27 protein-coding genes are annotated in these 24,886 nt (G+C 73.8%); 14 read left to right on the top strand and 13 right to left on the bottom strand.

What is annotated here, in order from left to right; all coding sequences use genetic code 11:
- Positions 1-87 precede the first annotated feature (87 nt).
- The gene (locus tag JAO84_RS01435; RefSeq protein ID WP_370409639.1) at positions 88-1,545 is read right to left on the bottom strand and encodes a PP2C family protein-serine/threonine phosphatase; all 1,458 of its coding nucleotides are present in this window, start codon (positions 1,543-1,545) and stop codon (positions 88-90) included.
- Between the two features lie 193 nt (positions 1,546-1,738).
- On the opposite strand from JAO84_RS01435, the gene JAO84_RS01430 reads away from it, so the two are divergent.
- Positions 1,739-3,049 carry a hypothetical protein gene (locus JAO84_RS01430; protein ID WP_370409638.1) on the top strand — a complete coding sequence of 437 codons (1,311 nt, stop codon included), beginning with the start codon at positions 1,739-1,741 and terminating at the stop codon, positions 3,047-3,049.
- Between the two features lie 54 nt (positions 3,050-3,103).
- Positions 3,104-3,634, top strand: a complete 531-nt coding sequence (locus JAO84_RS01425; protein WP_370409636.1) for a GNAT family N-acetyltransferase — start codon at positions 3,104-3,106, stop codon at positions 3,632-3,634.
- Between the two features lie 34 nt (positions 3,635-3,668).
- Here JAO84_RS01425 and JAO84_RS01420 read toward each other — a convergent pair whose 3' ends face one another.
- From JAO84_RS01420 to JAO84_RS01400, 5 genes are all read right to left on the bottom strand, one after another.
- Complete coding sequence (locus tag JAO84_RS01420; RefSeq protein ID WP_370409635.1) at positions 3,669-4,256, bottom strand: YdeI family protein; 588 nt, start codon at positions 4,254-4,256, stop codon at positions 3,669-3,671.
- An 81-nt stretch (positions 4,257-4,337) separates the two neighbouring features.
- Positions 4,338-5,615: an ATP-binding protein gene (locus JAO84_RS01415; protein WP_370409634.1), complete on the bottom strand. Its 1,278-nt coding sequence runs from the start codon at positions 5,613-5,615 to the stop codon at positions 4,338-4,340.
- A 189-nt stretch (positions 5,616-5,804) separates the two neighbouring features.
- A complete protein-coding gene (locus tag JAO84_RS01410; RefSeq protein ID WP_370409633.1) occupies positions 5,805-6,158 on the bottom strand; it encodes a DUF805 domain-containing protein in 354 nt (117 codons plus the stop codon).
- Between the two features lie 205 nt (positions 6,159-6,363).
- Positions 6,364-6,723: an SPW repeat protein gene (locus tag JAO84_RS01405; RefSeq protein ID WP_370409632.1), complete on the bottom strand. Its 360-nt coding sequence runs from the start codon at positions 6,721-6,723 to the stop codon at positions 6,364-6,366.
- Positions 6,724-7,015: 292 nt separating this feature from the next.
- Complete coding sequence (locus tag JAO84_RS01400) at positions 7,016-7,399, bottom strand: VOC family protein (RefSeq protein ID WP_370409631.1); 384 nt, start codon at positions 7,397-7,399, stop codon at positions 7,016-7,018.
- 356 nt (positions 7,400-7,755) lie between these two features.
- Here JAO84_RS01400 and JAO84_RS01395 point away from each other — a divergent pair, with 356 nt between their 5' ends.
- Positions 7,756-8,127, top strand: a complete 372-nt coding sequence (locus tag JAO84_RS01395; RefSeq protein ID WP_370409630.1) for a cupin domain-containing protein — start codon at positions 7,756-7,758, stop codon at positions 8,125-8,127.
- A 34-nt stretch (positions 8,128-8,161) separates the two neighbouring features.
- Here the strand turns inward: JAO84_RS01395 and JAO84_RS01390 are convergent, their stop codons facing one another.
- The 3 genes from JAO84_RS01390 to JAO84_RS01380 all read right to left on the bottom strand — a co-directional run bounded on the left by JAO84_RS01390 (position 8,162) and on the right by JAO84_RS01380 (position 10,793).
- Positions 8,162-9,583, bottom strand: a complete 1,422-nt coding sequence (locus JAO84_RS01390; RefSeq protein WP_370409629.1) for a sulfatase-like hydrolase/transferase — start codon at positions 9,581-9,583, stop codon at positions 8,162-8,164.
- A 120-nt stretch (positions 9,584-9,703) separates the two neighbouring features.
- On the bottom strand, positions 9,704-10,186 hold the full coding sequence (locus JAO84_RS01385; protein ID WP_370409628.1) for a hypothetical protein: 483 nt from the start codon (positions 10,184-10,186) through the stop codon (positions 9,704-9,706).
- Between the two features lie 52 nt (positions 10,187-10,238).
- Complete coding sequence (locus tag JAO84_RS01380) at positions 10,239-10,793, bottom strand: VOC family protein (RefSeq protein WP_370409626.1); 555 nt, start codon at positions 10,791-10,793, stop codon at positions 10,239-10,241.
- Positions 10,794-11,105: 312 nt separating this feature from the next.
- Between JAO84_RS01380 and JAO84_RS01375 the strand changes: the two genes are divergently transcribed.
- The 3 genes from JAO84_RS01375 (at position 11,106) to JAO84_RS01365 (ending at position 13,657) form a co-directional block, all read left to right on the top strand.
- A complete protein-coding gene (locus JAO84_RS01375; RefSeq protein ID WP_370409625.1) occupies positions 11,106-12,368 on the top strand; it encodes an ROK family protein in 1,263 nt (420 codons plus the stop codon).
- A gap of 86 nt (positions 12,369-12,454) precedes the next feature.
- Positions 12,455-12,961 (top strand): DinB family protein, encoded by a 507-nt coding sequence (locus JAO84_RS01370; protein ID WP_370409624.1) that lies wholly within the window; start codon positions 12,455-12,457, stop codon positions 12,959-12,961.
- 165 nt (positions 12,962-13,126) lie between these two features.
- The gene (locus JAO84_RS01365) at positions 13,127-13,657 is read left to right on the top strand and encodes a GNAT family N-acetyltransferase (RefSeq protein ID WP_370409623.1); all 531 of its coding nucleotides are present in this window, start codon (positions 13,127-13,129) and stop codon (positions 13,655-13,657) included.
- On the opposite strand, the gene JAO84_RS01360 is transcribed toward JAO84_RS01365, so the two are convergent.
- Positions 13,639-14,007 carry a hypothetical protein gene (locus JAO84_RS01360; protein WP_370409622.1) on the bottom strand — a complete coding sequence of 123 codons (369 nt, stop codon included), beginning with the start codon at positions 14,005-14,007 and terminating at the stop codon, positions 13,639-13,641. The genes JAO84_RS01365 and JAO84_RS01360 overlap by 19 nt on opposite strands.
- Before the next feature lie 155 nt (positions 14,008-14,162).
- On the opposite strand from JAO84_RS01360, the gene JAO84_RS01355 reads away from it, so the two are divergent.
- The gene (locus tag JAO84_RS01355) at positions 14,163-15,710 is read left to right on the top strand and encodes a carboxylesterase/lipase family protein (RefSeq protein WP_370409621.1); all 1,548 of its coding nucleotides are present in this window, start codon (positions 14,163-14,165) and stop codon (positions 15,708-15,710) included.
- Between the two features lie 178 nt (positions 15,711-15,888).
- Positions 15,889-17,103 (top strand): GNAT family N-acetyltransferase, encoded by a 1,215-nt coding sequence (locus tag JAO84_RS01350; RefSeq protein ID WP_370409620.1) that lies wholly within the window; start codon positions 15,889-15,891, stop codon positions 17,101-17,103.
- A 2-nt stretch (positions 17,104-17,105) separates the two neighbouring features.
- Here the strand turns inward: JAO84_RS01350 and JAO84_RS01345 are convergent, their stop codons facing one another.
- On the bottom strand, positions 17,106-17,642 hold the full coding sequence (locus tag JAO84_RS01345) for an N-acetyltransferase family protein (protein WP_370409619.1): 537 nt from the start codon (positions 17,640-17,642) through the stop codon (positions 17,106-17,108).
- A 118-nt stretch (positions 17,643-17,760) separates the two neighbouring features.
- Between JAO84_RS01345 and JAO84_RS01340 the strand changes: the two genes are divergently transcribed.
- Positions 17,761-18,456: an RraA family protein gene (locus JAO84_RS01340; protein ID WP_370409618.1), complete on the top strand. Its 696-nt coding sequence runs from the start codon at positions 17,761-17,763 to the stop codon at positions 18,454-18,456.
- Positions 18,457-18,496: 40 nt separating this feature from the next.
- On the opposite strand, the gene JAO84_RS01335 is transcribed toward JAO84_RS01340, so the two are convergent.
- Together JAO84_RS01335 and JAO84_RS01330 are read right to left on the bottom strand one after the other, a co-directional pair.
- Entirely contained in the window at positions 18,497-18,943 is a 447-nt protein-coding gene (locus JAO84_RS01335) for an OsmC family protein (protein ID WP_370409617.1), read from the bottom strand.
- A gap of 85 nt (positions 18,944-19,028) precedes the next feature.
- The gene (locus JAO84_RS01330; RefSeq protein WP_370409616.1) at positions 19,029-19,802 is read right to left on the bottom strand and encodes a type 1 glutamine amidotransferase; all 774 of its coding nucleotides are present in this window, start codon (positions 19,800-19,802) and stop codon (positions 19,029-19,031) included.
- Between the two features lie 146 nt (positions 19,803-19,948).
- Here JAO84_RS01330 and JAO84_RS01325 point away from each other — a divergent pair, with 146 nt between their 5' ends.
- The 5 genes from JAO84_RS01325 to JAO84_RS01305 all read left to right on the top strand — a co-directional run bounded on the left by JAO84_RS01325 (position 19,949) and on the right by JAO84_RS01305 (position 24,858).
- On the top strand, positions 19,949-20,752 hold the full coding sequence (locus JAO84_RS01325) for a methyltransferase domain-containing protein (RefSeq protein ID WP_370409615.1): 804 nt from the start codon (positions 19,949-19,951) through the stop codon (positions 20,750-20,752).
- A gap of 175 nt (positions 20,753-20,927) precedes the next feature.
- On the top strand, positions 20,928-21,245 hold the full coding sequence (locus tag JAO84_RS01320; protein WP_370409614.1) for a hypothetical protein: 318 nt from the start codon (positions 20,928-20,930) through the stop codon (positions 21,243-21,245).
- Positions 21,246-21,286: 41 nt separating this feature from the next.
- Positions 21,287-21,736, top strand: coding sequence for a hypothetical protein (locus JAO84_RS01315; protein ID WP_370409613.1), 450 nt, complete (start codon positions 21,287-21,289; stop codon positions 21,734-21,736).
- A 229-nt stretch (positions 21,737-21,965) separates the two neighbouring features.
- Positions 21,966-24,338, top strand: a complete 2,373-nt coding sequence (locus JAO84_RS01310) for a molybdopterin cofactor-binding domain-containing protein (protein ID WP_370409612.1) — start codon at positions 21,966-21,968, stop codon at positions 24,336-24,338.
- A gap of 40 nt (positions 24,339-24,378) precedes the next feature.
- Complete coding sequence (locus tag JAO84_RS01305; protein ID WP_370409611.1) at positions 24,379-24,858, top strand: (2Fe-2S)-binding protein; 480 nt, start codon at positions 24,379-24,381, stop codon at positions 24,856-24,858.
- Positions 24,859-24,886: the final 28 nt, after the last annotated feature.

Raw genomic sequence — 24,886 nt, 5'->3', positions numbered from 1 at the left:
GGGCGGGTGGTCCGCGGGGCACATGCGGAAGGAGCGGGCCGGGCCCGCTCCTGATTCCGGAAGGTCAGTCCTGTCGGCGGACCGGGGTCACCGCCCGACCCGCACCACCATCACGCAGGCGTCGTCCTCGCGCGGCCCCTCGCCGAACTCCTCGAGCACGGCTCGGACGCAGTCCTGTGCGTCCCGTGCCGCGGCCAGCCGCTCGGCGAGCCCGAGCAGTCGCTCCGTACCGGCGCCGTCGTCCGGCCTGCCCGCCGTGCGCGTCAGTCCGTCGGTGTGCAGGAGCAGCAGGTCGCCGGGGCACAGCCGGGTCTCGGCCTCCTCGTACACCGCGCTCGTCGTGGCCCCGAGGAGCACCCCCTCGGGCCGGCTCAGGGCCCGCCCCGTCCCGTCGCGGAACAGCAGCGGGGCGGGGTGGCCGGCCTGGGACCAGGTGAGGAGCTGGGCGGCGGGGTCGTAGCGGCAGCACATCGCGCTGCCCAGGGCGGGCTGGACGGAGGTCTCCAGGAGCTGGTTGAGGTGCCCCATGAGGGCGCCCGGCCGGATTCCGGCCACCGCCATGCCGCGCAGCGCGCCGAGCAGCATCGCCATGGAGGAGGTCGCGGCGACGCCGTGGCCGGTCAGGTCGCCGACCGTGAGCAGCGCGTCCCCGCCGGGGAGCGCGAGGGCGTCGTACCAGTCGCCGCCGATGAGGCCCGGTGTGGCGGCCGGCAGGTAGTGCCCGGCGACGTCGAGCGGCGCGGGGCCGTCGTGGGCGAAGCGGAGCGAGCCGCGCCAGGGCGGCAGCACGGCCTCCTGGAGCTCGACCGCGACCCGGCGCTCGGTGTGCTCGATGTGCTGGTGCCGCTGGAAGCTGTCACGGGTCTCGCGGACCGCGCGCTCGCTGCGGCGCAGCTCGCTGACGTCCCGTAAGACGGCCCACATGGAGGCGGTGCAGCCGTCGGCGTCGAGGACGGGCTCGCCGGTCATGTGGACGGTGCGGACCCGGCCGTCGGTGCGGACGATGCGGAACTCGCCGTCGATCGGCTTCCCGTCGATCAGACAGTCCGTCACCATCGCCTGGAGCACCGGCTGGTCCTCGGCGAACACCATCGAGGGCAGTTCGTCCAGGGACATCGGCCCGTTCTCCTGCGGGCGCCCGAAGATCTGGAACAGCTCGTCGGACCAGTGCACGTCGTCGGTGAGCAGATCCCACTCGGCGCTGCCGACCCGGGAGAGCAGCGAGCCGGTGACGCGCTGACCGGGCACCGTTTCGAGGGCGGCCTCGGCGTAGGCGGCGGCCGTGTCGGAGGGGGCGGGGCCGGGGCCGGGCATGCCGGCCTTCAACTGGCCCAAGTGGGCGCCGAGATCGTCGAGTTGATGCACCGCCAGCTCGCACAGAGCGCGCTGCCAGCGATGGTGCGGGTCGTCCTCGTCCGCCGCCACGGAGTCCCGGCGCACCGCGTCCACCTCGCCGCGCAGCCGGCGCGTCTGCGAGATCAGCGCGTCCACCGCGCCCGGCTCGGGCGGTTGGGCGGGACGGTCCGCGAAGAGGGGGGACGGCATGTCGTACTCCGATGCAGGCGACGTGGCGCGGCCAAGTCTGGAAAGTGAAGCCCGGGTACGACTTTGGCACAGCCCGGGACACCTCGTAAGTGATTTGGCAACACTCGATACGGTGGTGCTTATGGCATATGCCTAAGGCCCACAGGAGGGCCAGTCGACATTCGGCCAGGGCAGCACGGGTTACGGTGCTGCTGTGGTGAACGACGAGGTGAACGCGATGGGTACGGCCGTGCTGCTGGCCGCGGCACCGGCCGGACGGGGACGGGCCATCGACGCGGCGTCCGTGCTGCCCGCGCTCGCGGCGGTGCCCGCGGCGGTGCTGGCCGGGGCGCACATGGCGACGGTCGTCGAACTGGCGGACCCCCTCGACCCGCAGACCGTCCTCACCCGCCTCCGCTCCGCCGCGGCCACGCCCGGGCCGCTCGCCCTCTACCTCGCGGGCCAGGTCCAACTCGACCGCCGCCAGCGCCTCCCGCACCTGGCGCTCGCCCGCAGCACCCCGACGACCCTGCGCTACACCGGCCTTCCCTGGCACTGGCTGGCCACCGAACTCGCCCCGCGCCGCCCCGGCACGACCCATGTCGTCGCAGACCTGTCGGTCGACCCCGAGCTCTGGCACCGCCTCACGATGGATCCCACCGCCCTCGGCCTCGGCCCCGCGACCCCCCTCTACGCCCGCCTCACCCCGTTCCCCCCCCGCGGTCCCCTCACCACCCCCGACTACCTCCGCCACTTCGCCACCCGCTGGCGCGCGGGCGCGGCGCTGCCGCTGCCCGCACTGCACGCGGAGGCGGCGGCCGCCGCGGCCACGACCACGCCGCAGCTGGAGTCGATCCTGCTGGCGCCGCCGGCGCCGGTGTCGTCGGCCCCGGCCCCGGCGTCGGTGCCGGTCCCGGTGTCGGTGCCGGTCCAAGCGCCCGTCCCGGCGCCCGTCCAGGCACCGGCCCTCGTGGAGTCGCCGCCGACGCGGCGGTTGGTGCGTCCGGGCGGGGACTCGCCCTCGTCCCCTGCCGCGGTCCCGCAGGCGAGGGACGCGTCGCCCGCCGAGCCCGTCGCCCCGGTTCCGGATCAGCCCGCTCCTCCCTCCGGCGCGCCGGAGGACCCGCATCCGGCGATTCTGGCCGCCGCCATGGCCGGTCGGCACGGCGAGGCGGCCGCCGTGGCCGCGGCCTGGGAGAGCGACGCCCTGCGGCGCTACGGGCCCCGCTCCGGCGAGGCCCTCCACTGGGTGGAGGTGCGGGCGGACCTGGCACGGCTCGCGGGAGAGCCGGCCCGCAGCTGCGAGCTGTGGATCGCGGCGGCCCAGGCCCGGCTCGGGCTCCGGCAGGGCCCCGACGAACCCGACGTCGAGGGCGCCGTGGACCGCGCCCACCACCAATGGGAGCAGATCGCGGACCCGGCCAGGGCCCGCGCCCTCGGCCCCGCCCTGGTCGAACTCCGCAGGACCGTCCCCGGCCGCCGGGCCGGCGCCCTCGCCGCGCTCCAGCGGCGCCTGGGCGGCTGACCGCCCCGCACCGCCCCGGGGGTCGTACGTCCGGAGGCCTGTCATCATCGGGATATGGCCCCCGATCCCAGCGACCCCACCGACCCCACTGACCCCGCGTCCAGGCCCGCCCCCCTCGTCACCGAGCGGCTCGTGCTGCGTCCCGTACGCACCCGGGATCTGTCCGCCGTGACCCGGCTGTGGACCGATCCGGAGGTACGGCGGCACCTGGGCGGACCGGTGGTCGAGTCCGTGATCCGCATCCGGCGGCAGCGGATCGTCGGCGCCCCCGGCTTCCACGCCGTCGAGCGGGCCGCCGACGGCATCGTCCTCGGCCTGGTCACGGTGGAGCGGGCGGGACGGAACGGGGAGACGGAGGTCTCGTACCAGTTCCTGCCCGAGCACTGGGGCCAGGGGTACGCCCGTGAGGCCGTCGCCGCCGCCGTCGAACGCGCGCTCGGCGAGGCGCCCAGCGTCGTCGCCGTCACCCAGGAGGCCAACGGGCGCTCCCGCCGCCTCCTGGAGGCCGTCGGCATGACCCACGCCGAGTCCTTCGTGGAATGGGACGCCCACCAGGTCCTCTACCGGCGCCGACGGCTCCCTTGAGGGCTGAGGCCTGAGGCCTGAGGCCTGGGGCCGGTCAGTCGGCCGCGAGCCGTGCCACCGCCCGCTCGATCCGGGCCGCCCGGGTCTTCGCCGTCCGGGCCTGCCACAGACTGAGGATGATCAGATACCGGTCGGTCTTCCCCAGCGCCTCGAACGCCGCCGCGGCGCGCGGCTCCGCCGCCAGCGCGCCCGCCAGGTCGTCGGGCACGGTCGCGTCCTTCTGGGAGGGGTACGCGGCCTCCCAGCGACCATCCGCCCGCGCCGCCCGCACCTCCGCGAGCCCCGGCTCCCGCATCCGCCCGGCGGCCAGCAGCACCTCGACCTGTCGTACGTTGACCTGCGACCACAGGCTGCGCGGGCGGCGCGGCGTGATCTTCTGCAGATAGGCCTCCGCGTCGCGCGCCTTCCGCTTGCCGGTGATCCAGCCGTACGCGAGCGTGGCGTCCAGGATCTCGGCGGACGTGGGGGAGGCGAAGCCGGAGCCGCTCCGCCCGAGCAGCAGCCACACACCGCCGGGCGTGTCGCCGTGGTGCGCCGCGAGCCAGTCCTCCAGCTCCGCGCCGTCGGCGAGGCGGACGACCGGAAGCCCCTCCACCGACTCCGCTGCCTCGTTCGTTCCCATGGAACGTTTCTCCCCCGTGGTCGTGGTGGTGGTCGTGCTCGTGGTCGCACCCACGATAGGCGCGGACCGCCGAGGTCGGGTTCAGAAGCGGGCGTGCGTCGTGATGTCGGACTCGAACTGCTCGATCAGCTCCGGCGTCACGGTCGGCCGGCACTGCCCGATCGCGTCCAGGTAGTCCGTGGTCGTCGCACCCGGGGCGGCCGGCGCGGCCGGTGCGACGAGGTCCCGCTCGAAGGAGCTCTGCGCGGCGATCCGCGCCGCGTGCTCGATGTCGGCGGGCGTGAACAACTCGCTCGCCGCGACCAGCGCGTCCACGTCGACCTCCGGCCGCGCGTCCGTGTAGCGCGACCAGATCGCCGCGCGGGCCGCCTTGTCCGGCGTACCGATCGGGATGAGGTAGTCGAAGCGCCCCGGGCGCAGGAAGGCCGGGTCGAGGGAGCGGATGGAGTTGGTGGCGCAGACGAGCAGGCGTTCGTCGCGTTCCCGGAACCCCGGGATGAGCTTGAGGAGTTCGTTCGTCACCCCGTGCATGCCGCCGGGCTGCACGGGTTCGGTGCGTACGGGCGCGATCTCCTCGACCTCGTCGATGAAGACGAGCACCCGCTCGAGCTCGCCGATCCGGGCGAACGCGGCGCGCAGCGCGGCGGCCAGGTTGCCCTCGTCGGCGAGCCGGGACGGCAGGATCTCCACGAACGGCCAGCCGAGACGGGAGGCGATGGCCCGGGCGAACGTGGTCTTGCCGGTGCCGGGCGGCCCGAACAGACCGATCGCGCGCGGCGGGCGCACCCCGTGCCGGGCGGCCCGCTCGGGCTCGGCCAGCGGCAGCACGACACGCCGTTCGATCAGGTCCTTCTCCCGTTCCATGCCGGCCACCTTCGCCCACAGGTCGGCGGGCAGCAGCCGGCCGCCGAGGTCGTCCAGGAGATTCGCCGCCGGTCCGTGCAGCGGCTCGACCTTCTCGAAGTACGCGACGGCCGGCTGCCGCGTGTACCCGGCGTTCAGCAGCCCCTCGCCCAGGAGTTCCTCCTCGGGCAGCACGTACGCGATGCGCCCGACCCGCGCGGCCACCAGCCGCCGTTCCAGCTCCACCAGGAGCGCGCTGGCCAGGCCGCGGCCGCGCCAGGCCGAGGAGATCGCCACCCGCATCACCCAGGCGCGTTCGCCTGCCACACAGGCGAGCGCCGCACCGATCGGCGCGCCCTGGTGGACGGCGACGACGGCCGGCTGCCGGGAGGTCAGCGCGCCGATGCACTCGGCGAGCGAGAAGACCGACTCCTGGCCCAGTTCGGCCGTGGTGTCGATGAGATGGACGACGGCGGCGAGATCGCTCTCGCGGTAGTCGTGGATCAGCCAGTTCATGCTGGTACCGCCCCTCGTTGATGCCTGCGTGCCGAGGCTAGGAGGGGTCGCGGCGGCCGGTCCTGCGCCATCCTGCACAAGCGGAGCGGGCCGGATGCGCCGGTCTGGCTCTGTACGGCTCCGCCCATGCGAAAAGCCCCTGGAAGGCGTTCCTTCCAGGGGCTTCGACGTGCCGGGACGTTCCTACTCTCAGTAGGCGGGCGCCAGCTTCGGGTTCGGGCCGTGCGCGTTGTGCTGCTGCTCGCCCTCGGAGGCCCAGAAGACGATGAGGATGATGAAGCCGACCAGCGGGATCAGGCTGATGAGCAGCCACCAGCCGCTGCGGCCCGTGTCGTGCAGGCGGCGCACCGCGACCGCGAGGTACGGGATGAGCACGGCGAGCACGTAGATCGGGCTGATGAGCGTAATGCCCAGCACCGAGTCGAGGATCGAAGCGACCGCGGAGAAGATGAAGTTGAAGAGGAAGAACATCCAGAATGCCTGGCGGCGGGCGCGGCCGCTGAAGGTCGCGTACTTCTTGAACGCGTCGAGGTACCAGTTCACTTTGTCCCCCCAAGGACTGGGTGTGTGAGCGGGAGCCTGTCCCTGTGGAGCAAGCTTTACGCAGAACTTATGTGGCCGAAACCACGTGGGTCAATTCGTTACCTGGCGGTGGCCGTTCACAGACACAGTCGCGACGAACGTGAACGGCGCCGCCACCTCTGTCGAGGGGCGACGCCGTTCTCTCGGATCGGGATCGGGTAGGTCGTCACGTCCTTCTCTTGCTCATCAGCAGACCGCCGGCGACGAGGGCGAAGAGACAGACACAGGCGCCGGTGATGACGTTGCTGATGATCGCGCCGGACCCCGCGTCACGGGAGACCACCCACGGCGAGACGATCAGCCACGCACCGAGCAGCAGAACCACGAAGTTGAGGTCCTGGGACCGCTCCGGAGCCATCGACATGCACAGGCCCAGACCGGCGAGGGCGATGCCGACGATCAGGTTGCTGATGGCGAGCTCCGGCTTCGCGGCGGAGAAGTGGACCGTCCACGCGGAGACCGCGGCGTAGATACCGGCGAGGATCACCAGTTCCTCGACCGCCGCCACACCTCGGGTCTGGAGCACGCGCGTGTAACGTTCGCGCATTTCTCCGGCGTCGGGGTGTCCCCTGATATCACCAGGACGGTGAGAGACGTCGGCCATACGACTCGCCTCCTTCTGGCGTTCTGCACGTCTGACCGCGCTTGGCGGCATGATGCCGCGGTTTCATTGTGCTCTTATCTGGCCTTTATGTGTAGATGTGCCCCATAAGGGAACTGCACAGAAAACCCCCTCCGAAAATGGCCAGAATCTCCAATTCCGACCTCTTGTTCAACAAAAGTTCAAGGAAGGGGCGGAGAAACCGCGGCGGACCTGCTCAGGGGCGGGCGTACGGCCGCGTCATGATCTCCATGTTGTGGCCGTCCGGATCCGCGAAGTAGGCGCCCCGGCCGCCGAAGAGACGGTTGATCTGCCCGGGCTCGGTGTGGTGGGGATCGGCGTAGTAGGTGACGCCCATCCGCTCCAGACGTCCGATCATCGTCTCGAACTCCTCGTCGGGGACGAGGAACGCGTAATGGCTGGGCATGATGGGGGTGTCACCGGCGTCGTAGTAGTCGAGAGTGACGCGGTTGCCGGTGTCCACCGGCACGAACGGCCCGAAGGGCGCTCCGACCTCCAGGCCGAGCACCTCGGCGAGGAAGCCGGCGGAGGCCCGCTTGTCACGGGCGTAGACGACGGTGTGGTTGAGTTCGACGGCCACAGGGGGTCCTTTCGCAGAGTGCGCGCTGATGTCCTCCTTCTGTCCCGTGCTCCCACGCACGACGGTGCGTGGCGGCACAGGACGAACGGACGACCGCGGCGGACCCCGCGCCCACCGGCCCGGGGCGCTCACGCCACGGCCGGGCGCCTCTCTCGATCACGGCCCACGGCCGACCCGGCAGTCATGTGATCAACGTAGCCCCGTCCGTGACCCCGCGGCAACGCCGTTCTCCGGCCATCCGGCGAGTCTGGCGAGTACGTACGCGGGGCGCGCGGGCGAGTGCGCGAGCGGCCTCCGGCGTAGCCTGGAAGTGGCCTCGGGGGTCGCACGTTCCACCGCCGGGAGGCGGAAAGACGATGACCGGAATCGTTTCCAGGAGCTTCGACTCCGCAGACGAGACCCGTCCCTTCGAGGGCGGCAAGGGCAGGATGGACCTGCTGAACACGGACAGCGGAGCGGTGGGCCGGGCCGTGTTCGAGCCGGGCTGGAAGTGGTCCGAACACGTGAAGCCGATCGCCGGCACCGACAGTTGTCAGGCGCACCACGTCGGCTACATCGTCAGCGGCCGTATCACCGTGGTCATGGACGACGGCGAGACCGCCGACCTGACCCCCGGCAACTTCTACGAGGTCCAGCCGGGCCATGACGCCTGGGTGGTCGGCGACGAACCCTGTGTGGCCCTCGACTGGGTCGGCTTCGTCGACTACGCGAAGGCCGCCGGATCCTGACCTCTCGTTGGCAGGCCGGGATCGCCGGGCTCGGCTAGGCGTGGCCGAAACGCACGCCCTCCCAAGGCACCCGGTGCTCCGGGAACGAGAACGGTGAACGCTGGTCCAGGGTGCGGGGCCGGGCCGCCTCGATGACCGGGGCCGCGCCCTCGACCTCCTTCAGCCAGGTGCCCAGCGCGTCGCGCAGCCCGTCCGCCACCCGCCGGTGCGAGGTGAGCCCGACCAGGTTCTCCAACTCGTACGGGTCGGCCGCCAGGTCGTAAAGTTCCGTCTCCCGGTAGCGGTCGGCCGCGCGCTCGTGCCAGGCGTCCGGGCCGTCGGGGCCGTCGGGCGCCGTCACCACGTACTTCCACCGGTCCGTACGCACCGCGCGCCCGATGACGTCCTCGCTGAGCTGCACGAACACCGAGAACGGGCGGTCGAGTTCGCTGCCCCCGCCGACCAGCGGGCGCAGCGAACGCCCGTGCACGCTCGCCGGCACCGGAAGCCCGGCGGCGTCGAGGAGCGTCGGCATCAGGTCCACCGTCGACACGGGCTGCCGGATGCGGCCGCCGCCCCGGAAGCCGGGGCCGGTGAGCACGAACGGCACGCGGACGGAGGCCTCGTGGGCCGAGCGCTTGTACTCGCCGTTGCGGGTGCGGAAGTGCGAGCCGTGGTCGGCCGTCCACGCGAGGACGGTGTCGTCCTCGATGCCGAGGCTGCGCAGACAGTCGCGCAGCCGCCCCACGCCCTCGTCGACCCGCTTGATCTGGCCCAGGTAGCCGCCGATGTGCCGGTGCGCGCCGCCCTGCGCCGCGCCCGGGCTGAGCGCCGCGAGGTCCGGCGGCAGCCACCGCCCCTCGAAGCGCTCGCGGTAGCCGGCCGGTGCCGGGTAGTCGTCCGTCGCGTTCTGGTGGTGCGGCTCCAGGAGCGACAGGAAGAGCAGGAACGGGCGCTCGTGGTGGTCGGCGACGAACCGGATCGCCGCGTCGACAAGCCCGTCCGACCGGTATCCCGGCAGCCGTACCGGCTCGCCCGCCTCGTCGTACAGCACGGTCCGGTAGGCGTCGGACGTGAACTCGAGCCGGTCCGAGGCGAGCCACTTCTCGTACCCGCCGCGCCGCTCCGGCGGCACCGGCCCGTCCGGGTGCCGCTCGCCCGCCAGATGCCACTTCCCGATGTACCCCGTGACGTACCCCGCCGCCCGGAACGCCCCCGCGAGGGTCGGCACGTCCGCACCGAGCGGCAGCCCGTTCCGGTGCACCCCGGTCGCCGTCGGGAACCGCCCGGTCTGCAGCGCGGCCCGCGCCGGGGCGCACACCGGATTCGGGGTGATCGCCTGCTCGACCAGCGTCCCCTCGCGTGCCAGCCGGTCGAACTCGGGCGTGACCCCGGCGGGATTGCCGTGCGCGCCCGTGGTGTCCCACCGCTGCTGATCGGTGAGGACCACGATGACGCGGGGATGACTCGTCGGCATGCGGATCCCTTCGGGCCTTCGGGACGGGGGCGTTCCGCAATTAATTTCGCAGAGGAAGTAATGCCCGCGCCAGGGTTGTGGCCGAGAACGGCCGAAGTCACGCGGCCGCGACGGCCCTCCTCAGCGGACGGGCCCGCACTCGTCGACGAGGAGCGGCGGCTCGCCGAGGAAGACATCGGGGGCGACGGGGCCGTACGCCACGTTGAAGGTGTCCAGCCAGTACGACCAGTCCCGCACGCCTGCCGCACTGCTGAACCGGTAGTTCAGCCGCCACAGCACCCACTGCCCCGGCGCCAGCCGCACCGCGGGCGGCCTGCGCCGCCGGGGCGGCAGCCCGCCCAGCTCCGGGATCCTCGTGTGCACCCGGAGCCGGCCGCCCTCGTCCCGCAGCACGAGCCCGGCGTCCCGCAGGGTCGTCTCGCCGGCGCGCGGCCTGAAGTCGTCGTCCTCCCGGAGCCGGACGACATGGGCGAACCCGGGCGGCGGCGGGGTCGGCGAGGGCAGGGCGAAGCCCGCCGGCAGGCCGTTCCGCAGCGCGGCGGCCGGCCCGCCCCGGGAACGCTTGGTCCAGCTGACCCGTACCCACTGCGCCGTGATCTCCATGACGTCTCCCCTCCGGGACGAGCCTACGAGGGGGAGCCGGGGCGATCTGAAGTCAGGCCCCCTGGTCCGGCCCCTGGCCGGGATCGACCGGGGCGCTGCTGCGGCCCTGCGGGCGGCCGGACAGCTCGGCGTCGAGGGTCTCCTGGGCGATGCGCATCGACTCGGCGTACGCCGGTTCCCGGAGGCGCTTCCACATGACGTCCTCCGGGACGTCCTCGACGTGGGCGACGACCCACCAGATGTTGCCGAAGGGGTCCTTGACGCGGCCGCCGCGCTGCCCGAAGGCGTTGTCCGAGAGCGCCGTGACCACTTCGGCGCCCGCCGCGAGCGAGCGCGCGAAGGCCTCGTCCGCGTCGGCGACGAAGACCCGCAGCAGGCTGGGCATGACCGGCCACTCGGGCCGACGGTCGAAGGCGAGGACCACGGTGTCGCCGACCCGGATCTCGCCGTGGCCGATCGAACCGTCCTCCGTCGCGACCCGGGCGAGCTCCTCCCCGCCGAACGCCTGGGTGACAAAGTCGAGAAAAGCTCCCGTGTCGTCGGTGACCACCCACGGGGCGACGGAGGTGTAGCCGTGCGGGGCGGCGCTGCCGGTCTGAGCGGACATGGTGGGGGTCCTTCCTGCGGAATCCGTACGGACACCACGACCGTAGGACGCAACTAGGCCGGTTCCCGGCCTCTATGGCCCGCGGCGCGCGGTGCCCGTCCCGCCGAACTCTTGCTGTAATTCAGGTGCCACCCCTTCCGAGACGAGGCATGGATGAGCCCCACCCTCCGAGGCCCCCGACCACCCGGCGACGGCACCCGCGAGCCGACCGCGCCCCCCGAACCCGAGCCGGGCCGGGGCCCGGACACCGGTTCAGGTACGGGCCCGGGCTCGGGTCCTGGTGCCGGTCCTGGTTCCGGTCCGGGCTTTGGTATGGGCTCGAGTACGGGGGCGAGTCCAGGCACCGGCCCCGGCCCCGGTTCCGCCGCCGCCGGATCCCGCCCCGCCGGGGACTGCCGGCGCGAGACCAACGCGGCCACCGTCCTCCGTACCGTCCTGGAACACGGCCCGCTCGCCCGCAGCGCCATCGCCCGGCACTCCGGCCTCAGCCCCGCCGCCGTCTCCCGGCAGGCCACCGACCTGCTGCGGCACGGACTCCTCAGGGAACTCCCCGAACGCGCCGAGACCGCCGGACCCGGCCGCCCCCAGATCCCCGTCGACCTACACCTCGGCGGCACCACCGGGCCCGTCGCCGGCGGCGTCCATCTCGGCGTCGACGTCACCTCCTTCGGCCTCGTCGACCTCCGCGGCCGGGTCGTCGCCCGGCGCCGCTTCGCGCACGTCGGCGCCGACCCCAGGGTCCTGCCCGCCTCCGTCGCACGGGAGTTGCGCGCCTTCCTCACCCAACATCTGGGAACCAGACCCCTGTTGGGTGTCGGCGCCGCCCTCGGCGGCTGGGTCGACCCCGACCGCGGCCGGGTCGTCCGGCACGACGCGCTGGCCTGGACCCACCGCCCCCTCGCCGCTGAACTCGCCCGCGGTCTCGGCGGCCCCACCGTCCGCGTCGACAACCACGCCCGCGCCGTCGCCCAGTCCGAGATCCTCTTCGGGCGCCCCGAGGCCCGCCGCAGCCTCGTCCACCTCTTCGTCGGCAATGTCGTCGACGCCGCCCTCGGCATCGCCGGCGTGGTCCACCAGGGCCCCGGGTCCGCCGCGGGGGAGGTCGCGCACCTCCCCGTACCGGACTCCAACACCCCGTGTGCGTGCGGCCGTTCGGGTTGCCTCGCGGCGACCGCCTCCAACCGCGCGCTGGCCGAGACCGCGTACCGCCGGGGCATCGTCCCGGAACCCGACACCTTCCTCGTCGTCGACGCCGCCGCCACCGGCGACCGCCGCGCCGACCGGCTGCTGCGCGAACGCGCCCGCGCCGTGGGCCGCGCGGTCGCCCTGCTCCTCGACGTCCTCAACCCCGACCTGGTGGTCGTCACCGAACTCGCCAGCCTGCTCGACCCCTGCTATCTGGAGGAGATCCAGGGAGCCGCCGTCGACCACTCCCACGTCTGCGACGACCCGGAGCGCATCGTGATTCCCCACGCGGGCCCGGCCACCATGCCCGTCGCCGCCGGCACCGTCCTGCTCAACCCCCTCTTCCGCAACCCCCTGCAGAGCCTCGAAGGCCTCGCGGCACGGGAGTAGGGGGGGCGTCGGCCGAGGCCGTGGTCCCTGTGGGGGCGCAGGAAAAGGGCGGGCCACCCCGCCGTGCCCCCTGGCACCATGCCGCCATGACCCGAGACCACCGGATACCGACGCCCCGTACCGCCGACGAGCGCGCCACGCTCACCGCCATGCTCCAGTTCCAGCGCGACACCCTGGCGATGAAGTGCGAAGGCCTCACCCCCGAGCAGCTCAGGACCCGGGCGATCGCCCCCTCCGGGCTCTCGTTGCTCGGTCTCGTACGGCATGCGGCCGAGGTGGAACGGGGCTGGTTCCGCAATGTCATGGGCGGTGAGCACAGCCGCAGCCCGTGGACCCCGCCCGGCGCCACCGACTGGGCCGACTTCGACGTGGACGACGCCGACGTCGACGAGGCCTTCGCCGTCTGGCGCGCCGAGTGCGCCCGGGCCCGCCACTTCGTCGACGCCGCCCCGAGCCTCGACGTCACCGGCAGCCTCGGCGACGAGACGTACTCGCTGCGCTATGTCCTCGCCCACATGATCGAGGAGTACGCCCGCCACAACGGCCACGCCGACCTGCTGCGCGAGCGCATCGACGGCCGCACGGGCGAGTAGCGGTACGGGGCGGGGCCGCCGACCGGGCCGCGGGCCCGGTCCACCGTCCGTCAACTCCGGCCGCGCGCGGTACGTACAGGGCCCGCACCAGGCTCGCCCCGGGGCCGCGCCGGCCCGCCCCGGGGCCCGAAACCGCCCCGCCCACCCGGCTGTTATCGTCCCTGCATGCCGCAGCTGATCACCCCCACGACCCGACTCCACGCCTCCTGGCTGGCGGCCCGTGCCGAGTGGAACGCCGGTGATCACCAGGCCGGAGGCGGCGTATGGCTCGTCGCCGAGCAGGAGCTAGCCGACCCCGATGTCTTCGCCGCCTGGGTCGGGCGGCTGTGCGCGATGTCCGACCGTTCCCGGACCCTGCCGGCCGGCCAGGTGCACGACACCCACTGGTGGATCGTCGAGGACGACACGTACCTCGGCGCGATCGACCTGCGCCACGAACTCAACGACTTTCTCCTCCAGGCCGGCGGCCACATCGGCTACAGCGTGCGCCCCTCCGCCCGCCGCCGCGGCCTCGCCACCTGGGCGCTCGGCGCGGTCCTGGCGGAGGGCCGCGCCTTCGGGCTCGACCGTGTGCTGCTCACCTGCGACGACACCAACACCGCCTCCGCCCGCACGATCGAGCGGAACGGGGGAGTCCTGGAGGACGTCCGCGAGACCGAGCTCGGCCGCAAGCGGCGCTACTGGATCGAGCTGTAGGCGTCGGTGACGCAGCACCCCGGGCGGCCGGCCCGCTCGTACGCGTGCCGGAGTGCCGCGGCGGCGTCCTCGCGTACGACCTCGTCGTAGCCGAATCGCTCGTCCGCGAGCCGTACGACGTCCCCGACGGTCACGACCGTCGGCTCGCCGCGCCCCGCCGCGTCCCGCGCGGTCATGAGGGCCAGGTCGGCGGAGCGGGTGAGCGCCCGCGCGTACGCCTGCCAGGCGAGGGCCCGCGCACGCCGGGGCGCGAGCGGTCGGGCCGCCCGCCCCTGCCAGCGCGCGCCGATCGCGACGAGGACGGCGCCGGCCGTGACGACCAGGGCGCCGACGGCGGCATCGGGGCTCATGTTCACACCGCCTCTCTTCCCCAGGCGTCCGGGACCGAACCGGCGGGGGTCTTGGTCGCACGCAGGTGACACGTGTAAGTTCTGGAGGGTCACCCTCTCCGCACCACCACCGAGCAAGCGGCGGCCGCACCCGGCCAGGCCAGGAAGGCGCACCCATGTCCCTGGAGACCCCTGAAACCTCCCAGACCTCCCAGACCTCCGAGACCTCCCAGACCTCCGAGACCTCCCAGACCTCCGAGTCCCCCGAGGCCTTCGTGGACGCCGCCGTCGTGACCACGACCCGCGGCCCGGTCCGCGGCGAGCGGCGGGCCGACGGCAGCCGCCGTTTCCTCGGCATCCCCTACGCCAAGCCGCCCGTCGGCCCCCTGCGCTTCGCCGCGCCCGAGCCGCCCGAACCGTGGACCGAGCCGCTGGACGCGACCGCGTACGGGCCGACCGCACAGCGCCGGCCGTTCGCCGACGTCACCACGATCCCCGAGCCGACGATCCCCGGCGAGGGCGTCCTGAACCTCAACGTCTTCACGCCGGACACCGCCGGGGCGGCCGGTCTGCCGGTGCTGGTCTGGATCCACGGCGGCGGTTATGTCGCGGGCTCGGCGGCCAGCCCCTGGTACGACGGCGCCGCCTTCAACCGCGACGGCGTCGTGCTCGTCTCGCTCGGCTACCGCCTCGGCATCGAGGGCTTCCTGCACCTCGACGACGCGCCCGACAACCGGGGCGTACGGGACTGGATCGCGGCCCTGGAGTGGGTGCGCGACAACATCGCGCGCTTCGGCGGCGACCCGGCGAAGGTGACGATCGCCGGCCAGTCGGCGGGCGGCGGCGCGGTGCAGACGCTGCTGGCCGTGCCGACGGCCCGGGGGCTGTTCCGTGGCGCGCTTTCGGTGTCCGGCGCCGTCATGCGGCCCGACGGGCCGGAGGTCGCCCGGGCCGTCTCGCGCCTGTTCACCGCCCGCACGGGGCGGCCGGCCACGGCCGCCGCGCTCCAGGACCTCGGCGACGACGAGCTCCTCGACCTCCAGGACCGCCTCGCCGCGCCCGGCCCGGACCGCGAGGGGCTGCCGCCGATGCTGTCCCTCGTGCCCTTCGCGGACGGTGAACTGATCCCCGAGCCCGTCCTGGACGCGCTCACGTCGGGCGGCGCGGGCGACGGCGTCCCGCTGATGCTGGGCTTCACCGCGCACGAGTTCAACATGATCCCGTCCCCGGGCGCGGACGGCCCGCCGCTGCCGGTGCTGCTCGGTGGTCTTGGCCTCACCGGCGAGCGCGCGGCCGCGTTCGCGGAGACGTACGCGGACACCGACCCGGCCGGCCACTTCGGCCAGGCCCTCACCGACGTGACCTTCCGCGCCCCCGCGCTGGAGGTCGCCGACGCGCGTGCGGGTCGCGAACAGCCCACCTGGCTCTACCAGTTCGAGTGGACCTCACCCGTCAACGGCCAGGCCCACCACTGCCTGGACCTCCCCTTCGCCTTCGACCTCCTCGACGCGGAGGGCGTCCCCGCCGCGGCCGGCCCCACCCCACCCCGCCCCCTCGCCGACGCCCTCCACCGCGCCTGGGTCGCCTTCATCACCGACCAGCACCCGGGCCCGGACTGGCCGGCGTACACCCCGGACACCCGCACGACCAAGATCTGGGACACCGTGCCCCGTACGGAGCGGAACCCGCTGGCGCCGGTCCGGGAGATCTGGCTGGGGGAGTGAGCGACCGCTGAGTCGCGGTCTGGCAGGGTGACACCACGGCGGCCCCGCCCCGCGCGGGCGGACCGCCGCCGTCCCAAGACCCGCCGCGGCAAATTGGTTTGACCGGGCCGCGGTTCGGCGTTGCACTGTGGCGGGGCGCCGCGTGTGCGGTGTCCGTACACGGGAGGCAGCAGCACCGATGCAGATCCGGCCGACGACCGATCAGGACTACGACGTCTTCGTCGACACCCTCCACGCCGCGTTCGCGCGCTTTCCCGAGACCGCAGGGGAGGACGGCCGCGGGGTGTGGTGGGCGGCGCTCGAGATGGACCGGGGGCTGATGGCCGTGGCGCCGGACGGGCGGCCGGTGGGGACGGCCGCCTCGCACGCCTTCGAGCTGACCCTGCCGGGGCAGACCCTCGCCCCGGCGCCGGGAGTCACCGCCGTCGGCGTCCTGCCCTCGCACCGCCGCCGGGGCGTGCTCACCGCGATGATGCGGCACCAGCTCACCGACCTGCGCGAGCGCGGGGAGTTCCTGTCCGTACTGCTCGCCTCCGAGGCGCTGATCTACCGGCGCTTCGGCTACGGCCCGGCGACGTACACCGCCCGGATGACCGTGACCCGCCACCAGAGTGCCTTCGCTCACCCCCGAGCCGGCGGGGTCGCCGACACCGGCACCGTCGAGGTGCTGAAGAGTTCCGAGTGCGCCGACCTCCTCGAAGAGGTCTACGACCGCTACCGCCGCGCCCAGCCCGGCGCGCTTTCCCGGCCGCACCGCTGGTGGGAGCGGGCCGCGGGGCAGCCGCCGATCTCGCCCGCGCCGCGCTACATCGCGCTGCACCGCGCCGCGGACGGCGCGCCGGACGGATACGCCAGCTACGCGCACGGCGAGTCCGGCACGATGAAGGTCGACGAGGTCATCGCCGCCGACGACGCCGTCCACACGGCCCTGGTCCGCTACCTCCTCGACCACGACCTGTTCACCGAGGTCGCGTTCAAGCACGTCCCGGCGGACCACCCGATCCGCTGGCAGTTCGAGGACTTCCGCGCCGCCGAGGTGGCGGGCGACGGCGACTGGCTGTGGGTGCGGCTGCTCGACGTCCCGCGCGCGCTGACGGCGCGCGGCTGGTTCGCGGACGGTGAGCTCGTCCTCGACGTGGACGACCCCTTCCTCGGCGAGCGCAACCGCTACCTCCTGACCGTCCGCGACGGCAAGGCCGAGTGCGTCCCCACCGACCGCGCGCCCGACCTCTCCCTGGACGTCAGCGACCTCGGCTCGGTCTACCTCGGCGGCACCGCCCCCAGCACCCTCGTCCGGGCCGGCCACATCCGCACCCACCACCCGGCCGCCGCCCACCGCGCCGACACCCTCTTCCGCGCCGACCGCTCCCCGCACTGCCTCCACTGGTTCTGACCTCAGGGTGTGGGCGCCGCGTAGCAGTGGATCGTCACCGTCCGCTCGGGGGACCACTGTTGGGTCGTCGTGGTGAGGAGCCGCCAGCCCGCGCGCTCGTAGAGGGCGATCGCCGCCGTGTCCGAGGCCACCACGTCCAGGACCGGATGCCGGCCCAGGCGCCGGGCCTCCGCCGTCACATGGCGGAGGAGGTTCGCGCCGATGCGGTGACCACGCGCCGCCGGGGAGACGAACAGACGGCCCACGACGGCCGGTTCGGAGCCGTTCCGCTCCCGCCAGATCCGCGCCGCGAGGTCGTCGTCCGCCGGTCGGGACAGGGCCACATGCCCGGCGACCCGGCCGTCGAGCTCCGCCACCCACGCGCCGAGGCCCATCGCCGTGCCGTCCCCGGCCGCCAGCCAATCGGCGGGCCGGGCCGGCCAGTCCACCGGGTAGCCGTCCCGTTCGTGGACCTCCGCCAGGATGCGGACGCAGGCCGGGAGATCGGCGGCGCTGCGGGGGCGTACGGAGCAGGTGGGCCTGGTGGATCCGTGAGTCATCCGCGAAGCTCATCACACCCGGGCGCACCCGCCCGCCTGCCCCCCCGGGTCGGTACCATCGCCCACCACTCACCCCCCCGGCCTGCCGACCGACCCCACCCCCACGAAGGGAACAGCCATGCCGAAGCGGTTCGCCGAGCTGTCCACGCCCCTGATCGCCGACGCCTGCGTACGCCTCGGCGTGCCACTGCGGGCCGCGCCCGCCGGGGTCGGGCCCGTCGTCCCCGGACAGCGGCTCGCCGGACGGGTGCTGCCCGCACGGCACTACGGCAGCGTGGACGTGTTCCTGGAGGCCTTCACCCGCCACGCCGCACCCGGCGACGTCCTGGTCATCGACAACGCGGGGCGCAGCGACGAGGCCTGCGTCGGCGACCTCGCCGTCCTGGAGGCCGAGGCGGCCGGAGTGGCCGGGCTCGTCGTGTGGGGGCTGCACCGCGACACGCCCGATCTGGTGGAGATCGGGCTGCCGGTCTTCTCGTACGGGGCCCACGCGCCCGGCCCCGTACGGCTCGACCCGCGCGGGCCGGAGGCTCTGCGCAGCGCCCGGGTAGGCGAGCACACCGTCGACGCCGCCGACCTGGTGTTCGCGGACGACGACGGCGTCCTGTTCGTGCCCGCGGACCGGGCCGACGCGGTGCTCGGCACGGCCGCGGACATCTTCCGCACCGAGCGTAACCAGGCCAGGCGGATCAGGGCGGGGGAGACCCTGCGCGAGCAGACCCGCTTCGCCGAGTACCTGGAGCGGAACGCGCAGGACCCCACGTACAGCTTCCGCAAGCACCTGCGCCGGATCGGCGGCGCCATCGAGGAGTGAGCCGGGGGACCCGAAACCCCGCCGCCTGCCGGGCCCCGCCTCAGCCGGCCGCCCGGAAGCCGATGGAGCCGTCCGGGAGCACCGCCTCCACCTCGGCGCCGTGCTCCACGGTGCGGCTCACCGTGCAGTACTTCTCGTGGGTGAGGCGCACGCCCCGGGCGAACACCTCGGCCGCCCGAGGGTTGTTGTCGGGCAGCTCGAACTCGTAACTCACCCGGATCCGCCCGACCCGGCCGTCGTCCTCCGGACCGATCACGCCTTCGACCACGATCCGCAGGTCGTCGTGGTCGACGGCCCGCGCCGTACGGTCGATGACCAGCCCGCCGCAGCCGCCCATCGCCGCGAGCAGCAACTCCACCGGCGTGAACGACGGCTGCGCGGCCGCGTCGTCGTCGGCGGCGATCCGCACCTCAGCGCCCCGGTCGTTGCGGGCGGTCCAGGTGCGGTAGCCGGTGCGGACGGTCTCGATCCGGTACTCGTCGGCCATGGGGGCGGATCCTCCTAGATACGGGGTACGGGGCACGGGGTGCGGTGCGGGCACGCGGATCGGCCACGTGCCCGCGCCCATCCCATCACTCCCGGCGGGACGGCGCCGGTACGGGCACGCGAGCGCCCCGTACGACGGCCCCCCACGCCTCCGCCACCGCTCCCCACACCTCCCGCAGCGACGGCTCCGCCTCCCGTACGGACCGCACGGCGGCCTCCGGATCAAGGCCCGCGTCCCGTACGTGCGCGTCGTCGGCACCGGCCCACACCGCCACCGTCCGGGCGAGGACCTCCGGATGGAACTGCACGCCCCACGCGTGCGGGCCGACGCGGAAGGCCTGGTACGGGCAGTCGTCACCGGCGAGCAGCGGCACCGCCCCGGGCGGCAGCGTCCCGATCTCGTCCCAGTGCCACTGCGCGGCGAGCGCGCCCTCCGGCACGGCGCCGAACACCGGGTCGCCGTCGGCGTCGGGCAGCCGGCGCAGCGGTACGGTGCCCAGTTCGGGCCCCTGTGGGCGCCGGACCACCCGGCCGCCCAGCGCGTGGGCCATGAGCTGGCCGCCCAGGCAGATCCCGAGGACCGGGTTCGGGGCCGGGCCGGTGACCGCCTCACGTATCAGCTCCCTCACCCGGGGCAGCCAGGGCGCGGCGGTGTCGTCCTCGCAGTTCGCCGAGCCGCCCAGGACGAGCAGCCCGGCCCACCCGTCGAGGGAGCCGGGCAGCGGCTCGCCGCGCCAGGGGTGGACGGTCCGGACGTCGAGCCCGGCCGCCCGCAGCCGTTCGCCGACGAGGCCGGGGCCGGCGCCGTCCTCGTGCTGGACGACCAGGACGGGAGGTGTTGTGGTGGTGTCGTCGGTCAAGTCGTCCCGCCTCCGCGTGATGAGAGTGACGAGTGGTCGTGAAAAGTGATCGGAACAGCCGACCTCCAGGGTCGCTGAGGAATCGTTTCCGCGTGGCCGGTTCCGTGTACTTGGCAGGGGCACCGGGCCGGTGATCGACTGTCCCGATGAGCACACGGCGGCACGGCAGGACGGCGCAGCCGGAACCTCCCGGCGCCGAACGGCCCGAGCAGAGCACGTACATGCTGCGCACGGCGGCGACGGAGGCCGGCCGGGCGTACAAGGAACACCTGCTCAGGCTCCTCGACATCCGGCCCGGCCAGACGGCGCTCGACGGCGGCTGCGGCCCCGGCGCCGACCTGCCCGCGCTCGCCCAACGCGTCGGCGGGACCGGTCGGGTGATCGGCGTCGACCGCGACCCGGCGATGCTCGCCGAGGCACGGCGCCGGACCGCCGGACTCGCGCAGGTCGAGCTGCGCGAGGGCGACCTGAACGCCCCTCCGGTGGCGGACGGTTCGGTCGACCGCGCCAAGATCGACCGGGTCCTGATGCACGTGCCCGACCCCGCCGCCGTCCTCGCCCGGCTGCACACCGCCACCGCACCCGGCGGCCTCGTCGGCCTCGTCGAACCCGACTGGGACACCCTCGCCGTCGACTCCGAGGACCTGGACACCAGCCGCGCCTTCACCCGGTACACCGTCACCGAGGCGGTCCGCAACGCCACCGTCGGCCGTTCCCTCGCCCGGCTCGCCGAGCGGGCGGGCTTCACCGTCGAGACGGTGAGCGCCGCCGCCCCCGTCTTCCGGGACTTCGAGACCGCCGACTACACGCTCGGCCTCGGCCGCAACATCCGCAGGGCCGTCACCGCCGGATACGTGACGGAGGCACGCGCCCACCGCTGGCTCGCCGGCCTCGCGGCGGGACCCTGCCACGCCTCGTTCACGCTCGTCACGGTGCTGGCCCGGCGCTGAGCACCCGGGACGGGCCGGGTGACCGAATTCCGGGCGTGAGTACCTGGCGTGAGTACCGGGGGTGAGTACCTGGCGTGAGTACCGCTCGTGAGTACCGGGGGTGAGTACGTGCAGCGCGGACGACTGAGTACGGCGGCCGATGCCCGGGGCAGCGCCCCGCTGCTGAACTGTTCCCATGACCGACGACGCCCCGCGCACCGCCCGCCCCCTCCGCACCGTCACCGCCACGGCCACCGCCACCGGTTCTGCCCTCGCGGTCGCGCTGCTGCCGGTCGTCGTCGGCGCGCTGTTCGCCCGCTCCATGGGCGGCGACCCGATGGTGTCCGTGAACGCGATGATCGCGGGCGGCGGCCAGCGGGCCCGCATCTCCCGCTCACAGCTGCGCGTCTCCCGGGGCCGCGCCGCCGCCCGGGCGCGCTGCGCGTGGGGCCGGTCACCGCTGCGCCCCCGCCGCCTGCCGGAGGGGCCGACGCGTCCCGACCGCTGCCGGTAGAAAATGGCCCCCGGCCTGGCGGAGCTCAGGGGAGGGCGAGGGTGACGACAGAACCGATCGTGTGCGTGTCCGTGACGTACGGGGAGGTGTGCCCCGACTGTGCGGCGCGGCTGGTCAGCCACGGCGTCCAGGCGCTGGTGGGCGACCGTTTGCGCTGGGACGTCGAGTCCTCCTGTGCCGCCTGCGGATACGCCGTCTTCGCGTGCGGCACCGGCCTGCCGCCGCCCGAGCGCCGGGCGCAGCTCCTCGCCGAGGACGGGCCCGCCGTGCTGCGGGTGGGCGGAGGCGAGACCGGACAGGTCTCCGTCGCCGTCGTCATGCGGGTGCTGCGGGCCGTGCCAGGCGAGAAGCCGGACCTGGCGGAGGCCAGGGAGGCCGCCCGGCGGGTTCTGGCTGGGGAGTGGACGGGCACGCTCCCGGAGACCGAGCGCCTGGCACGCGGGCTGCGGGCTGCCGGTGTCGCCGCCGAGGCCGTACGGGCGAGGGCCTGAGGACCCGGAGGGGGAGCGGGCGGGCCGTGGCGGCCCTCCTGCCCGCCGGTGGCCGCCCCCCACGTGTGGAGTTGACGGTCCAGCCGTGAAAGCTGCGCGGTTCCGGCCCCGGCGCGCGCCCGAACGGGTGATGATCATCCGGGTCACCGCACCACCGGAGCGCCACCACCGCACCACCGCACCACCCCGGACCGTCCCCGCGCCCGCCCCCGTCGAAAGGCCACCCCTCATGGCAGAACAGGACCGCTCCCCGCAGCCCGGACCGGACGACGCGCCGCCGCCACGCGCCGGCCTCGCGCGGCGCAGATTCCTCGGTTACGTCCTGGCCGCGCCGACCCTGACCGTGGCCGCCCGGATCGGCGCCGACGCCCTCGCGCCCACGCCCGCCGCGGCCGCGGTCCCCGGCGCCGCGCCCGCCGTCATACCCTCGCTGCCCGGGCCCGCGGAGATCCTGGACCTCAACGACCTGCTCACCGCCGCCGCGCTGCCCACCGCGAACCTCATCACCATCCGCCTCGACCCGGACGGCACCGCCCACTTCGCGCTGCCCCGCGCCGAGGTCGGGCAGGGCATCACCACCTCCACCGCGATGATCATCGCCGAGGAGCTGGACCTGCCCCTGGACCGGATCAAGGTCACGCTCGCCGACGCCCGCCCCGAACTGCTCTTCAACCAGCTCACCGGCGGCTCCAACACCACCGTCTCCACCTTCACCCCGGTCCGCGTCGCCGCCGCCGTCGCCCGCGGCCGGCTGCTGCGCGCCGCCGCCCTGGAGCTCGGCGAGGCCGTCTCCACCCTCACCGCCAAGGCCGGCGTCATCACCTCCGCCGCCGGAGCGGTCCTCGCCTACGGCGAACTCGCCGTCAAGGCCGCCGCCCTGACGCACACTCAGGTCACCGTCACGCTCAAGGAAGCGGACGACTTCACGGTGATCGGCACCGCACAGCGGCGCGTCGACGCGCTCGAAGCGGTCACCGGGCGGAAGAAGTTCGCCATGGACGTGCAGGTCCCCGGCGCCCTGCCGACGATGGTCTGCCGCCCGCCGACGATCAACGGCACCGTCCGCTCCGTCGAGAACGCGGCCGAGGTCGCCGCCCTGCCCGGCATCACCGACGTCGCCGTCGTGTCCACCGGAGTCGCCGTCCGCGGCCGCACCTTCGGCCAGTGCATCGACGCCGTCCGCGCCCTCAAGGTCACCTGGGGCCCCGGCACCGCCGAGGGCGCCTCCGACGCGACCGTCCTGGAGAAGCTGCGCCGCGCCGAACTCCCCCTCGTCGTCCCGCCGCTCGACCTGCTCACCAAGTCGGTCGACGTCCGCTTCACCTTCGCCTTCGCCAGCAACGGCGCCCTGGAGACCAACTGCGCCGTCGCCGACGTGCGCCCCGGCTCCGCCGAGATCTGGGCCAGCCTCAAGTCGCCGATCGTCGCCCAGGAGAAGATCGCCCTGCAGCTCGGCCTGCCGGTGAGCGCCGTCAAGGTCCATGTCACCGAGGGCGGCGGCTCGTTCGGCCGCAAGCTGTTCCACGACGCCGCCGGCGAGGCCGCCGAGATCTCGAAGGCCATGGGCAAGCCCGTGCGCCTGATGTGGCACCGCACCGACGACTTCCGGCAGGGCCGTACGCACCCGATGGCGACCTCCCGGGTGCGCGCCACGTACGCGCTCGGCGAGGTCCTCACGTACGAGCAGCGACACACCTCCGTCGCCACCGACTTCGGGCACGGCGTCGGCGAGATCATCACCTCGGAGGCGGCCAAACTGCCGGTCGCGAACCTCACCTTCTCCGAGACGATGTTCCAGCTCACCCAGACCAGCCCCTACCACTTCGGAGTGACCACCCAGCTCCTCAACGAGGTCGACCACGGCTTCAACACCGGCTCCATGCGCAACATCTACTCGCCCAACGTGCGCACCGCCCAGGAGCTGGTCGTCGACGAACTCGCCGAGCGCATGGGCCTCGACCCGCTCGCCTTCCGCCGCCGCTTCCTCAAGGACGAGCGGGCCCGCGCCGTGCTCGACAAGGTCGCCGAACTCGGCGACTGGGGACGGAGGATGGCGCCCGGCACCGCGCAGGGCATCGCGATCCACCCCGAATACCACTCCGTCGTCGCCGTCCTCGCCGAGATCGACTGCCGCCCCGCGACCACCGGTCGGCAGATCCCGAACGCGTACACCGGACCGCGCGTCACCAAGGTCGTCTGCGCCGTCGACGTCGGCCTTGCCGTCAACCCGCGCGGCCTGGAGGCCCAGATGATGGGCGGCATCAGCGACGGCATCGCGATCACGCTCAGCTCCGGACTGCACCTCAAGGACGGGCACTTCCAGGAGAGCAGCTGGGACAACTACTTCTACACCCGGCAGTGGAACACCCCGCCCGAGCTGCGGATCGTCGTCATGCCGTCCACCGGCGACCAGCCGGGCGGCGCGGGCGAACTGGCCGTCGCCGCCTCCGCGGCCGCCGTCGCCTGCGCCTACGGGCGGGCCACCGGCACCATGCCGACCAGCTTCCCGCTCAACCACACGGCGCCGCTGCCCTTCACCCCGACGCCGACCGTCCCGCCGATCCCCGCCGCGCCCACCGACGGCCGCGACCACACCCTCTGACGCAGCCCGCCCCCGCCCTACGACTCACCATGGAGCCACCGTGCCCCAGCACACCTTCATCCTCAACGGCAAGGCCGTCACCGCCGAGGTCGAGGACGACGTCCGGCTGCTCTGGGTGCTCCGGGACGTCCTCGGCGTCACCGGACCCAAGTACGGCTGCGGGGTCGGCGTCTGCCGGGCCTGTACGAGCCACCTCAACGGCCGGGCCTTCACCCCCTGTTCCGTCCCTGTGAAGGACCTCGCGGACACCGACGAGGTCACCACCATCGAGGGCCTGCCCGGCACCGTCGGCAAAGACCTGCACCCGATGCAGGAGGCCTGGCTCGATATCGACGTCGCCCAGTGCGGCTACTGCCAGCCCGGTCAGATCATGACCGCCGTCGCCGCCGTCCGGCGCGCCCACGAGGCCGGCCGCGAGATCGACGAGGCCGATCTCGACCAGATCCGCAACATCTGCCGGTGCGGCACCTATAACCGTATCCGTGAGGCCATCAAGGAGGGCGCCCGCCGCATGGCGTGAGCCGTACGCATCCGGCGTACGGCCGATG

Origin of the sequence: Streptomyces fradiae (assembly GCF_041270065.1) — a bacterium.
GTDB lineage: Bacteria > Actinomycetota > Actinomycetes > Streptomycetales > Streptomycetaceae > Streptomyces.
This window is presented reverse-complemented; position numbering and strand designations above follow the sequence as displayed.

Excerpts from the sequence above, each read along its gene's own strand:
- JAO84_RS01370 (WP_370409624.1), top strand. The coding sequence starts at position 12,455 with ATGACCCGAGACCACCGGATACCGACGCCCCGTACCGCCGACGAGCGC.
- JAO84_RS01310 (WP_370409612.1), top strand. The coding sequence starts at position 21,966 with ATGGCAGAACAGGACCGCTCCCCGCAGCCCGGACCGGACGACGCGCCG.
- JAO84_RS01325 (WP_370409615.1), top strand. The coding sequence starts at position 19,949 with ATGAGCACACGGCGGCACGGCAGGACGGCGCAGCCGGAACCTCCCGGC.
- JAO84_RS01385 (WP_370409628.1), bottom strand. The coding sequence starts at position 10,186 with ATGGAGATCACGGCGCAGTGGGTACGGGTCAGCTGGACCAAGCGTTCC.
- JAO84_RS01425 (WP_370409636.1), top strand. The coding sequence starts at position 3,104 with ATGGCCCCCGATCCCAGCGACCCCACCGACCCCACTGACCCCGCGTCC.
- JAO84_RS01335 (WP_370409617.1), bottom strand. The coding sequence starts at position 18,943 with ATGGCCGACGAGTACCGGATCGAGACCGTCCGCACCGGCTACCGCACC.
- JAO84_RS01355 (WP_370409621.1), top strand. The coding sequence starts at position 14,163 with ATGTCCCTGGAGACCCCTGAAACCTCCCAGACCTCCCAGACCTCCGAG.
- JAO84_RS01420 (WP_370409635.1), bottom strand. The coding sequence starts at position 4,256 with ATGGGAACGAACGAGGCAGCGGAGTCGGTGGAGGGGCTTCCGGTCGTC.
- JAO84_RS01360 (WP_370409622.1), bottom strand. The coding sequence starts at position 14,007 with ATGAGCCCCGATGCCGCCGTCGGCGCCCTGGTCGTCACGGCCGGCGCC.
- JAO84_RS01345 (WP_370409619.1), bottom strand. The coding sequence starts at position 17,642 with ATGACTCACGGATCCACCAGGCCCACCTGCTCCGTACGCCCCCGCAGC.
- JAO84_RS01350 (WP_370409620.1), top strand. The coding sequence starts at position 15,889 with ATGCAGATCCGGCCGACGACCGATCAGGACTACGACGTCTTCGTCGAC.
- JAO84_RS01435 (WP_370409639.1), bottom strand. The coding sequence starts at position 1,545 with ATGCCGTCCCCCCTCTTCGCGGACCGTCCCGCCCAACCGCCCGAGCCG.
- JAO84_RS01365 (WP_370409623.1), top strand. The coding sequence starts at position 13,127 with ATGCCGCAGCTGATCACCCCCACGACCCGACTCCACGCCTCCTGGCTG.
- JAO84_RS01340 (WP_370409618.1), top strand. The coding sequence starts at position 17,761 with ATGCCGAAGCGGTTCGCCGAGCTGTCCACGCCCCTGATCGCCGACGCC.
- JAO84_RS01380 (WP_370409626.1), bottom strand. The coding sequence starts at position 10,793 with ATGTCCGCTCAGACCGGCAGCGCCGCCCCGCACGGCTACACCTCCGTC.
- JAO84_RS01415 (WP_370409634.1), bottom strand. The coding sequence starts at position 5,615 with ATGAACTGGCTGATCCACGACTACCGCGAGAGCGATCTCGCCGCCGTC.
- JAO84_RS01395 (WP_370409630.1), top strand. The coding sequence starts at position 7,756 with ATGACCGGAATCGTTTCCAGGAGCTTCGACTCCGCAGACGAGACCCGT.
- JAO84_RS01390 (WP_370409629.1), bottom strand. The coding sequence starts at position 9,583 with ATGCCGACGAGTCATCCCCGCGTCATCGTGGTCCTCACCGATCAGCAG.
- JAO84_RS01375 (WP_370409625.1), top strand. The coding sequence starts at position 11,106 with ATGGGCTCGAGTACGGGGGCGAGTCCAGGCACCGGCCCCGGCCCCGGT.
- JAO84_RS01320 (WP_370409614.1), top strand. The coding sequence starts at position 20,928 with ATGACCGACGACGCCCCGCGCACCGCCCGCCCCCTCCGCACCGTCACC.